Genomic DNA, 11852 nt, shown 5'->3' with positions numbered 1-11852 from the left:
ATCAGATTGCGTTAGTACCGGCGCGCTATGCTGCGCGCGCCAATACCCGCTTTTTCTTCTCTATCAGGCGGGAGATATTATTGAGCGAAGCGACCACAAGAAATGCGTACTTCAGAAAACCGGCGCGGTGTAACGACGCCAGTTCGGATGGGTTCAATGCGGCGAGGCGCTCCTCGTTGATTGTGCTGAAGTGCTCGATGGTGTACTGCTCGCTCTCACTGAGTTTGAGCTCGAGCTTCACCGGCGCGATCAAATCACAGGCGGCGAACGCCTCAAACATGTGCCGGTTTTCCGACGCACCTCGATGAATCAGCTGCAGAATCCCACTGATCCGTTCCAGGTAAGGCGTGTTCCCGCCATGGGGCAAAAACACCGGCTCTCCCTGCTGCCGGCTAATCCGTGGGCTGCTCATATCCACGTGAATCATCGGTTCGCCGCCGCTTTGCAGACCGATCAGAAAGGGCCCCCGCGCGCGTACCGCCGGTACATAATCCGCCTGCCAGCCCGTGTTATCCAGGTACAGATTTTCGTCGCGGTCCAGCCCCAACAGCGCCACCGACTGGTACTCGCCACTGTCGTTATCGCGAAAAAACAGGATTGGGTATTCACGCTGTAGGTGCTGGTACTCCGAAGGAAAAACCAGAACCTGATTGACGCCATCCCCCAATTCCGCTGCGTAATCGGTGCGCACCCTGAGATCGTGATGCTTGACGTTATCCAGTAGTACAGATTGGGTCATCTCTCTCACCTTATTGTTTTTATTTTGTCTTTTTTACAACGCAGAAAGGGACCACTGCAAATGCAGCGGTCCCCCGGTTAAACACTCGTCATTTCTGCTGATACCAATGTCGAACAGGTCCGACATGGATACCATCAGAATTTGTACTGCGCACCGATCAGATAGCGCGCATCAAGTTCCTGAGCAAACCAGACATTACTCTTGTCGCGACCGAAGTGAGTCAGACTTTCCTCCGTCAGGTTCAGGCCCTCAAACAGTACAGTCAGGTTATCGGTGACCTCGTAGCTGATATTCATATCCAGCTGACCGAATTCGTCCACGTAGACCGGGTTGTTGGAGGCACCGCGGTTAACCTGCGACAGGAACTCATCGCGCCAGTTGTAGGCCAGTCGCGCCGACACACCGAAGTTCTCGTAGATAAACGCCAGGTTGGCACTGTCACTGAGACCGAGTAGCGCGAACTGCGTCGCGGTCGGGTCGGCGCCATTATTGAAGCCAACGTCCCCACGTACAGTGGTCAGGTTGGCCTGCAGGCCAAATCCGCTTTCCCCGAAAAAGTGTTGCGCCGCCAGCTCAAAGCCATGGATCTTCGCTTCGCGGTTGTTGACCTTGGAGGTCACATCAAATTCGAAGAACGGGTCGTCAGCATTCGCGACCACATCGTAGTCGGTCAGAATTTGATCCACATAACCCTGCGGTAGGTTGCCATCCACCAGCTCCGCTTCAAACATGGACTTCGCATCGGCAATACTGAAATTATCGATCAGTGCAGTCATGGTGAAGAGGTGCGCCTCGCTGGCGTCTACTCCCAGGTCTTCCAGGGCGTCCAGGGCGTCACCGGAGCGAGTACCCGGCGCGCCGGAGCTTGGGTCACGCAGGTCAAACAGCGACTCACGGAACTTACCATCACCGATAAAGTTAGCCACACGTTTCTCATAGAACCCTGCAGAAACATAACTGCTGTCTCCGTAGTACCATTCAACCGACAGATCAAAATTATCCGACTCCAAAGGCTGCAGTTCCGGGTTGCCGCGGGAACCGACTGGTACCACCCCTAAAGCAGTGGGCCCGGAGGGCTTTTCCGCTGACACAGATGAGAACAATGCCGCATAGTCGGGGCGAGCGATGGTCTTGCTGTAAGACACACGTCCTTTGAGGTCTTCGCGCAGATCGATGGAGAAATCGAGACTTGGCAACAGATTGTTGTACTTGCCGTCCAGGCTTACAGGAAGTACTTCATCCGAAAGTTTGCGTTCGAAGTCATTGTCCGCCTTCCAATGCATCCCAGAGGGCACATACACTAGCGAGGTGGATGTGGTATCGGTCTGTTCAAAGCGGGTACCGACGACCAACTGTGTTGGGAAACTGCCCAGCTCGCCATCCAGAGTAAGCTGGAAGTATGCGGACTGAATATCTTCCTCAACCGTATTGAACAACTGAGTGTCAATATTGTCAGCCGTCCACGGCTCAACCATTGCAGAGTAAAGTTCGCCGGCATTTCCGCGGTACACGGTGAGGCCATCACTGCCGGTATTAAAGTCTTCAAACATACAGGTCATGCAGAAGGCTTCCACCAGATCGGCGGGGACGTCTGGAGTGCGGTTACCCCAGCCACCCAATGTTTGAGTTGTGCGCATATTTTGCTGAGTCATATCCGACGCAATACTGCTCAGGCCAAAATCGATGCGGCCGTTCTCCAGCTCCCAGCTGCCGTCAATTGCGAACTGATCAATCTGGTGCTCCTGGCTGGCGGTGGTGGTTCGCACAACGGAAGATGCCAGTTCATTGGCATCCAGCTGGCCATTACCGTTGTAGTGATCGTCATTGAAAACAATGTCGGAAACCGGGAAGCCGCTACTTACATCCAGGGTGTGGCCATCTACTACAAAGGCGCCAATGCCAAAGCGAATAGAGCTTGTGCCCATGGGCCCATTAGGGTTCGACTTGGACTGTGAGGTGTGAGCGTCAAAACTGAAACTCAGTGTATCCGTGGCATCCCAATCGGCGTTGAAGCCAAAGGACTCGAGAGTGTTTTCGGTTGAACGCAATTGCTGCTCGAGTCCCAGGTCTTTTACATCGCCCGGCACGTCCTGATATTGATAAATGGGGGTCGACACGGTGGAGTTGCCGTCAAAGGTCATCTCACTGCGAATGGCATTAAACCAGTTGCCCTGGTCCACGCGCTGCTCGGTCTGCTCGTTGTTTGCGTACATGGCGTCCGCAGTCAGGGTGAGATCTTCCCGCGGGCGGAACTGCATGGTGAGCTGGGCATTGGTGCGCTGACGTTCGTTTGTGGAGACGTGGTAGCGGCTGTCCTTGGGAATAGCCACCAGCTGATCGTCGTCCGGGGCATTATTGATAATCGTGTCGTTGCCGACAAATTCACTGGAGCCATCGTTGATGGTAGCACCGGTGCGGATGTCCCAATCGTTTACTGTGGAACTGCGGGTGCCACCATTGCGCTCCTGATAAGAGCCAAACAGTGCCACCCCGAAAGTTTCTTCTTCATTGGTCCAACTGAACAGTCCGGAAGTTTCCGGGGTAATGTCCTCACCCTCAAAGTTCACCCCGGTGTCGTGCATCCCCTTCACCCCCAGAGATGCCTGAATACCGGGATTTTCCAATGGGCGAACAGTATTGATGTTCACAGTGGCACCAATCCCACCGGTAGGGGAAGACGCGCGGCCGGTTTTGTACACTTCCAGCCCTGCAACACCTTCGGACGCCAGGTTCGAAAAGTCGAAAGAACGCCCGGTACCGGCATTACTGTTTTCTTCTACTGATTGATCACCACCCACCATGGACACATTGGAGGTGGGCATCTGGCGACCATTCAGAGTCACCAGGTTAAAACTGGGGCCAAAGCCGCGCACGGTAATCTCCGAACCCTCACCATTGACGCGGTTGATGGACACACCGGTAATCCGCTGCAGGGACTCTGCCAGGTTGGTATCGGGGAATTTGCCGATGTCTTCGGCGGAAATGGCATCAACAACGCCGGCGGAATCGCGCTTGATATCCATGGCACGCTCCATGGAGGCGCGAATGCCGGTAACGGTGACCTCTTCCAGGGTGGTGTTTTCCTGGGCAAACAGCTGAGGCGCACAGGCCATGGAGGCAATCGCCGCCACTACTGCACCGGACAATTTCTTGCGTTCGAACATTTGGGTTTCCCTCTTCGCAATGTGCCGCCATGGGCTCTCTCGATCCGTTTGAAGAAAGAGGCTGGCGACGATCTTTGGTTATTGTTTGATTTTCGACAGTCGTCCGCGCTGCGGGGTAAGGGCAGGATAGGGGCACCCCGAGCGTCTTCTCCCCACGCAATTGTGCGGGGAATGCAGCCCTATCTACCCAAGAGGACGATTCACGAGAATTAATAGTCCCCCCTACCCGCGCTTAAAATTGACATCCGGCCGCTGCCAGGCGCACGCAACTGCAACTGGCGCAGCCAGCGCCCACAAAAAAAGCCAGCGGTTACCCGCTGGCTTTCCTGTTTACACCGTGCGCTGATTGGGATCAGTTACAGATGGCACCGGTAATCTCGGGCACCTCGGCAACGCCTTCGGATTTTTCACCCTGCACGCCGAAAGTGACGGTCTGGCCGGCACCGATGGTTTCGTTCCAGCTCAGGTTACTGGCGGTAAACGGCCCCATGCCATTGACGATGGCATTCCAGGTATTGGTGAGCACCGTATCATCCGCGTACTCCCACTCCACTTCCCAGCCGGTTACCGGTTGGTCGCCGATATTGGTCAGGCGTACTTCTGCGGTAAAGCCACTACCCCAGTCATTCGAAACCACATATTCACACTGAACGCCGCTGCCCGCGTTGCCTCCAGAGCTCGAGCTGGAACTGGAGCTACCGCCGGAACTTGAGCTTGAGCTGCCGCCAGAGCTGGAGCTGCTACCGCCTGAGGAAGAAGAGGAGGAGCTTCCACCGGAGGACGTGCCACCGGAAGATGAGCTGCTGGAAGATGACGAGCCACCACTGCTGGAAGAAGAACCACCGCCGGAGCCACTGCCGTCAAACGCGACATCGACACAACCGTGGAAACGCTCGTAGGTGAAGTAATTCCGCCCCCACTCACCGTAAATGATATGGCGCCCTTCCCGCTCAGGCACCTCACAGGTAGTGTGGAACAGGTTGCTGGCTTTTTCGGCCACCACTGCCGGGTTGCCATCGGGATCTGTATCGTCGTAATTCAGTACACAGAAAGGCTCGTCTTCGAATGCATCCCAGGTGAGCGTGCTGCCGACCTGATAGACAAAATCTTCACGGGTAATCCAGTACTTGAACTCTTCGGTATCGTCCCAGTGCGGACCCCAGCTGATATTCCAGGAGAAGGTCTGGGGGCCGGCACTCATTGAACTGGTGGGCCAATCCAGCTGGTGATCCCACGGTGAGGGCCCACCGTTCCAGGTTTCGCTGTCATAGCCACACACATTGGTGGAGTCGCCACCGGAACGACCAATGGTATGGGTCAGCACGCTCATAAACTGGTACATACCGTTGGAGTCCAACTGTGCGGCCTCCACGCAGGCCGGTGTGGTGGCCTGATCCGGTTTTTCATTCAAGCCACAGTGGGCGTTTCGCGACGGGGGCTCAACCATCAGCCCGTGGCTGAATGCCGCGCTGGCAAATAGTGAGGCACTCAACGCACCAGCCCACTTTAGCCACCTCTGTGGTTTCGAACTGCGAATTTTCATTTTCCGTATCCTCTTGAGTCAGCGTTGTATTGATTTGCTACCAGAGAAGGGACGGGCAGGGACAACCGAGCGCCCCCGGCACCCTGCGACAAAATGCCACAGTGTGGATAACATCAAGCTTCAAGGGCAAAAAAGGCGCAAGTCCAGATAATGCGCAGTTTGTCATGGCAACCGTAAAAACACGCCCTCCAAGAGTTCAGAGCCCCCTAACCCCGGGGCCAGTAGAGTGGCGAATCGTGTTTGGGGTTCTCCTCCCCCCCTTGAGAGGAGGAGGCTAAACAGCTACGAGACTGGCACACTAAAACTGTACAATTGCGTCTCCGGGGTTCTTAAGTGCTTCTGGTCGATAGGAATCCCGGCTCAAGCCCTGCTGATCGGTTATTGCCATGCTCCTAGCCTCCAAGTACAGCCTCCCCGACTGCCCGGAACACACCCTGCAGAGGCCCCGGTTACAGTCCCTTCTGGAACAGAGCCAGAGTGACCAGCTGTTACTGGTTACCGCCCCCGCCGGATACGGTAAAACGACCCTGGTCACCTCCTGGGCCGCGGAGCAGGACAACCCGGTGGCCTGGTACTCCCTCGACGGTGGCGACAACGAACCCGGCCAGTTCTGCCGCTACCTGGTGGAAAGCGTGCACCGCGCCACCGGCAACGGCGTGCCGGAGACCAGCAAAATTCTCGCCGCACAACACAACCTCGACCCCTCCCTGGTGATCAGCCAGATGCTGTCGGAGCTGCGCCAGCTCCCCAGTGAGCTGCGTATTGTTCTCGATGACTACCACCAGATAGACAACCCGGCGGTGCACGACGCCACCCGCTTCCTGCTGCGCCACGCCCCCGCCGGTATCGGCGTGGTCATTACCAGCCGCAGCCAGCCACCACTGGGGCTCGGCGCCCTGCGCCTGCAGGGGCGACTGCTGGAGCTGGGCCCGGAAGACCTGGCACTGACCACCGACGAGACCACCCAGCTGCTCGCCCGCCGCCTGCCATTCGCCCTTGGCAGTGACCGCGTTGCGCAACTGCACCAGCTGTCCGAGGGCTGGCCGCCGGCGATTCAGATGTTTGCCCTGTCGGTGCGCAACCAGGAGGAGGTAGACCGCTACCTGGGCGAACTGGAGCAGGGTCACGGACATATTCTCGATTACCTCGCCGAGGAAGTGCTGGAACGACTGGAACCGGAACTGCGCCAGTTACTGGCGCGCACCTCCATTCTCACCCGGGTCAACGGCCTGCTGGCGGAGCGCCTGAGTGGCCAGAGCGGCGGCCAGCAGCAACTGGAAACCGCTGCCAGTCGCGGGCTATTCCTGCAGGCACAAGATTCCAGTCGCCAGTGGTTCCGCTTCCACCCGGTGTTCGCGCGCTTCCTGCAACGGCAACTGTCCGACGGCGACGAACTCACCCAGCTCCACCAGACCGCCAGCGACACCTGGCAGGAGCTCAACCAGCCTCTGGAAGCCCTGCGTCACGCGCTCAAGGCCGAGGATCGCGAGCGGGTACACCGGCTGATCGACGAGCAGGGCGAGCAGTTCCTGCGCGAGGGGCAGTTCCGGGTACTCAACGACAGCCTCACCTGGCTGGGTGAAGATCAGATCAAACGCCATGCGGGCTTTACCCTGCTGGCGGCGCGGCTTGCCCGCGACAGTTTCGACTACGAGCGCTGCAACAAACTGCTGGCGGCGGCCGAGAGCTGGCTGCAGCGCGAGGACCCCAAACAGTGGCAGGCGTATGAAGGTGCTTTCGCCGCGATGCGCGCGCAGGTTTCCGTGTCCCGCGGGCAGATCCTCAAGGCCAAGGAATACGCCCAGGAAGCCCTCGAACTTCTCCCCGCAGATCAGCTGAACGAGCGAATATCCGCGCAGCTGGTGATCGGCGAAACCAGCTTCTGCCTGGGTGAACTGGATCAGGCCATGCACCATATGGAAGCCGTGGAAAAGGCCACCATCGCCCGCCAGGATATCCCCAATGCCGCCTGGGCCCTGTGCCAGCAGACCGAAATCGCCTTTGCCAACGGCCTGTTGAAAAAAGCCGCCGCGCTGCAGGCCCGCGCGCAACGCCTGGTGGAAGAGCACCACTTGGTGGGCCTGCCGATCTCCGAGTTTATCTACCGCCTCAAGGGCCAGTTGCAATGGGAAGCCGGCGACCTGGACGGCGCAGCCGACTCTGCCCGCCGCGGAATGCAGATCAACCGCAAGGTGGGCGAGCGCTGGCTGCTGCCGGAATACACGTTGCTACTGAAGGTGGCACTGGCGCGCGGCGACAAGGACGAGTGTCTGGAGTGGATGGAGCGGGTCGAACACCTGCTCGCCGGTGAACAGTATCACCGCGACTGGGTAGCCAACGCGGGCGCAGCGCGCATGCGGGTGTGGCAGGCCCTGGAAAATACCGAGGCAATTGCTATCTGGCAGGAGCAGGCAGAGCCGGTGGCAGATCGCCCCAGCAATCACTTTGAACAGTGCCACGGCCGCAACCACGTGCGCGCACTCATAGCCCTGCACCGCTGGTCCGACGCCAACCGGCTGCTGGGCCGCCTGCAACAGGTGGCAGAGGAGTGCGGCCTGATCACCGACCAGTTGCGCAACCGCGTCCTTGCGGCGCATCTGGCGTGGCTGCGCGAGCGCCGCGAACAGGCCCTGGCACATATCCGCGCCGCACTTACCATCATGCTGGACAGCGACCTGACCGCAAGCTTCCTGCAAATCGGCAAGCCGATGATCGTGATTTTGAAAGCGGCGCTCGAGGAAGCCGGCGAACAGGCACTCAGCGAGAACCTGCAGGAAAAGGCCCAGCAGCTGATCAAACTCGCCCAGCAACAGCCGGAACTGGGCGGCGGTATCCGCATCGAGCTGGACGAGACCATCGTGCGGGAAATCCTCGCCAGCGACGCGGTGCCCGATTTCCTCCGCCACTCCCCCCTCACCCCCCGGGAGTGGCAGGTGCTGAATGCCATTCACTCAGGCCTCTCCAACGAGCGCATCGCGCGGCACTTCAAGGTCGCCCCCAGCACTATCAAGACGCATATCCGCAGCCTGTATCAGAAGCTGGATGTGAAAGACCGCCAGCAGGCCATCGCCCTGGCCGAGCAACTGTTGCGCTCGGTGCAGGACAAGCCCTGAAGCGAGGTCCAAATGGGCAATAAAAAAGCCGGTTTTAACAACCGGCTTTCAAGGATTTTCGCATTTCCGGTGCGCCTGCTGGCTCCGGTGGATAGATATTGGTGGGCCATTTCAGAGGGGCGAATACTTTGCAGAGCTGCATGTTTCCGACTTCGGCTTTAATCTTGTCGACCTTGGCTTGAGTTTCAGGCCCGAGTTCCAAGGCTATGCTGTTGAACACATTATCCTGAAGCTCCTGCATCGGACTAGTATCGAAAGCTAAATTACCGTTCTCGTCACGGCCGTAGTATTCCTGCACAAAGCAGACTTCAACGAAGTGCTGATTGGTCACCGGAAACACGAACAAGTGATCAGGTAAAGCGAGATCGCTGGAGTCTTCTCCCTGATTGTAAATTTTGAAACTGGCACTGGGCACAGGAAAATGATGATGACACTGCCAATCTACAGGACCGTAGTACCGCGCAATATGCGAATCCTCATTTTCCCAGTTTTCGTGACCGTATAGCTCGTTTAAATATCGAACTAGCACAACTTCAAAAGCTTTCGGATTTAAAAAGGAAATATTGGAGAAAGTACAGTTCTCGGCACGGCCAATCAAAGCAACACTCATCCTAAGCTCGCCCTTACACCCGCTCATCCACGGTCCGTAGAAAGCCCAATTTCTTGCTAGCAAAGAAATTCTCCCCCAATCTCGATTTGCCATAACACCTTCAGCAAATCGACCAAGCCGCGGATCAGCCAACACATCTCGACCTGGAATCACTCGTACCTGCTTTACTGTTGACCGCCGTGGACTATGGTTTGGAGCTTTTATTTGCAGAGCACTCCCGCCAAGTTGTATCTCGATCCTAGAAGCCGAGTTAAAGCTCGGACCTTGCGGGGAACAATAGGTATGTTTTTTACGCCACTCCAATGGTGGGTACTTAATCAAATTACGCATGGAATCCCCTCATAATTTGTAGCGCCGACGCAAATCCTGAGCCACACTTTGACCTATCGCATATATCGCTCCAGCCCCACCAATTGCAGTAGCAATACCACCTAGCATTGCGGCTGTTGGGCTAGTCATAATTGCAGCGGTTACACCAACGGGAGTGGAAACGCCCACGACACCCTTAAACCATGCGAAGGCGTGGTACCCGCGATTGTATGGATCATCATCGTTATTCAGTCGATCCCCCGCAACTGAGAACTGACTTAATATACCCCGTGGGTTCAGACCGGTATTGGCAAAACTCTCATTTAGGCTCAAGTTTAATTTATGAGCCAACTTGAGCGCATTGCCAGGAGAAGTGCGCGGCTTATGAAGATATACCGTGTGGCCTTCCAGCGTCACCCCCTTGCTGACAAGTATTTGCATCGCTTGGGTTAACACTGCTGATCCACCAAAGTCTGCCACCCAAGCAACATTTTTGACTTCGCGCGCACTCTCCATACTTGCCGCCAGATGCAAAGCTGACGCGCGGGAATGATCAATCATCAATGCGTTGTAGCTTCTGAGACCGCCTATAGGCTTAGAACCAGGTGTAAAATGTAAGTCGGCACCACCTTCCCGAATACCTACCGTGTTCTTGCCGAAAAACTCTAATGCCCCTGGGATGCTGTAGGAGGCTGCATCTATAGCGGATTCATATCCTGAGTCCGCTACGGTTACCAAGCGCCCTTTTTGCTTATGCACTTTGCCATCTTGGACATATTTAGTCTCCCACCGGTCCCGTTCTTTTCTGACGCGATATAGTCCCAGCTTGCTTCGCTCTTTGGCCAGTCCCTTAATTTCGAAATATTTGTCATCTAGGTCCAGCTCCAAAATACAAAACTGATCATTCATCCATCGCACCACAGTTGCCTTCAGTCCCGGCAAGAACACATAATATTTCTCACTACCGGTGCCACGCTGGCGCTCACCGGGCCGTACATACACGTTGTTTTTACCCAACATACCGGTGGTCAGTGCATTCAGTTCCTTGACGGCGATACGCGCCCAGTGGTGATTGCGGTCTGCAGCCGCCTGCAGGCGGTCGTAGACCGGTTTCAGCTCGGGGGCGCAACTGATGGGTTTGCCAGCGCGTTGTCCGGCGATCAGCGTGGTGTTCTTTGGAGAAAGCTGGAGAGAGGTACGTGGGAGACTCATGCGATTCCTTGCCGTATTTCAATTCCCTGTGAAAGTGCCCAGAATCTTAAAGAGCGCTATAACCCCCTTCAAGGACTATTGGGTGCACACCCGTACCACTTTTGCAATCAATGGTAGATGCGCTGCGCTTATCCACCCTACGCAATACCGCACCTGCCTCCGCCCACCCGTAGGGTAGATAAGCGCAGTGCACCTACCGCCTCGCCCGGTAGAATGCCCGGGCCCTGCCCTGTATTCTCCCCCTACCGCCCTCACCTCAAGCAAGCGAAAGCATAAGCTTTATATGGACCACTCCCTAAACGACGAGCAAGACGACCTCGAATTTCTAGACGCCACGCTGGAGAAGTACGAGTCGGAGCACAGCATTTTCAACGCCTCCGAGCTAGAGGGGTTTCTTACCGCCATTGTGTCGGGCCCGGAGATCATTTTACCCAGCGAATGAATTCCGGAAATCTGGGGTGGCGAAGACCAAGTGCCCGAGTGGGAGAGTGAAAAGGAGTTTTCGCGCTTTGTTGACATCGTTTTCAGGATTATGAACAACAGCGCAGACGTTCTTCTCGAGGAACCGGAAGCCTACGAGGCCCTGTTCATCGAAGATGAGGAAGGCCAGGAAGTTGTTGGCCTGTGGTGCTTCGGATATATGCGCGCGGTTGCATTGCGCGCCGATCTATGGAGCACGCTGCCCGAGGGTATCGAAAGCGCCCAGGCATTCATCTCCCTGCACGCCACAGAACAAGGAATTGCGCTACTTGATACGTTCACAGAAGAACAAAAAGCCGACGCCCAAGCCGAAGTCGAGCCCTCCGCCCGCATTCTCCACGCTTACTGGCTGGATCAGCGTCAGGATCAAATGCCGCCCCCCGTTGCTCAATCGGAGCCCCTCCTTGCCGAGCCCAAGATAGGGCGCAATGAGCCTTGCCCTTGCGGAAGCGGGAAGAAATACAAGAAGTGTTGCCTGCATTGATGCAGCAATAGCGAAGAGCGCACTCCGCAACAGGGTGGATGCGCTGCGCTTATCCACCCTACGCAATGCCAGCCCCTCCTCCGCCCACCTGTAGGGTAGATAAGCGCAGCGCATCTAGCAGTTCATACCGCCAAACCACCGGGAGGCCACAGTAACCGGACCCCTCCCCCCCTTTCAGGGAGGAGGTAAGCGGGCACC

At 56.7% G+C, this 11852-nt stretch carries 6 protein-coding genes and 1 pseudogene; 2 read left to right on the top strand and 5 right to left on the bottom strand.

The features are described from left to right. Nucleotides 1-25: 25 nt before the first annotated feature. The 3 genes from ACXAG1_RS12605 to ACXAG1_RS12595 form a co-directional block, all read right to left on the bottom strand. On the bottom strand, nucleotides 26-739 hold the full coding sequence (locus ACXAG1_RS12605) for a SapC family protein (protein ID WP_475119880.1): 714 nt from the start codon (nucleotides 737-739) through the stop codon (nucleotides 26-28). Between the two features lie 134 nt (nucleotides 740-873). Next, the gene (locus tag ACXAG1_RS12600; protein WP_475090755.1) at nucleotides 874-3903 is read right to left on the bottom strand and encodes a TonB-dependent receptor; all 3030 of its coding nucleotides are present in this window, start codon (nucleotides 3901-3903) and stop codon (nucleotides 874-876) included. 352 nt (nucleotides 3904-4255) lie between these two features. Continuing rightward, nucleotides 4256-5446, bottom strand: a complete 1191-nt coding sequence (locus tag ACXAG1_RS12595) for a lytic polysaccharide monooxygenase (protein ID WP_475090757.1) — start codon at nucleotides 5444-5446, stop codon at nucleotides 4256-4258. Between the two features lie 386 nt (nucleotides 5447-5832). On the opposite strand from ACXAG1_RS12595, the gene malT reads away from it, so the two are divergent. After that, a complete protein-coding gene (malT, locus tag ACXAG1_RS12590; protein WP_475090758.1) occupies nucleotides 5833-8559 on the top strand; it encodes an HTH-type transcriptional regulator MalT in 2727 nt (908 codons plus the stop codon). 34 nt (nucleotides 8560-8593) lie between these two features. Here malT and ACXAG1_RS12585 read toward each other — a convergent pair whose 3' ends face one another. Next, nucleotides 8594-9499, bottom strand: a complete 906-nt coding sequence (locus ACXAG1_RS12585; protein ID WP_475090759.1) for a hypothetical protein — start codon at nucleotides 9497-9499, stop codon at nucleotides 8594-8596. A 9-nt stretch (nucleotides 9500-9508) separates the two neighbouring features. Continuing rightward, nucleotides 9509-10690 carry a hypothetical protein gene (locus tag ACXAG1_RS12580; protein WP_475119879.1) on the bottom strand — a complete coding sequence of 394 codons (1182 nt, stop codon included), beginning with the start codon at nucleotides 10688-10690 and terminating at the stop codon, nucleotides 9509-9511. Nucleotides 10691-10973: 283 nt separating this feature from the next. Between ACXAG1_RS12580 and ACXAG1_RS12575 the strand changes: the two are divergent. Continuing rightward, nucleotides 10974-11654 (top strand): annotated as a pseudogene (locus ACXAG1_RS12575) (UPF0149 family protein). The last annotated feature ends 198 nt before the right edge of the window (nucleotides 11655-11852 follow it).

It is taken from the genome of Microbulbifer sp. ABE4_465, assembly GCF_056160765.1.
This window is presented reverse-complemented; position numbering and strand designations above follow the sequence as displayed.

Bases quoted from the DNA above. Each gene is read 5' to 3' on its own strand.
- malT (WP_475090758.1), top strand. From the start codon at position 5,833: ATGCTCCTAGCCTCCAAGTACAGCCTCCCCGACTGCCCGGAACACACC.
- ACXAG1_RS12600 (WP_475090755.1), bottom strand. From the start codon at position 3,903: ATGTTCGAACGCAAGAAATTGTCCGGTGCAGTAGTGGCGGCGATTGCC.
- ACXAG1_RS12605 (WP_475119880.1), bottom strand. From the start codon at position 739: ATGACCCAATCTGTACTACTGGATAACGTCAAGCATCACGATCTCAGG.
- ACXAG1_RS12585 (WP_475090759.1), bottom strand. From the start codon at position 9,499: ATGCGTAATTTGATTAAGTACCCACCATTGGAGTGGCGTAAAAAACAT.
- ACXAG1_RS12595 (WP_475090757.1), bottom strand. From the start codon at position 5,446: ATGAAAATTCGCAGTTCGAAACCACAGAGGTGGCTAAAGTGGGCTGGT.
- ACXAG1_RS12580 (WP_475119879.1), bottom strand. From the start codon at position 10,690: ATGAGTCTCCCACGTACCTCTCTCCAGCTTTCTCCAAAGAACACCACG.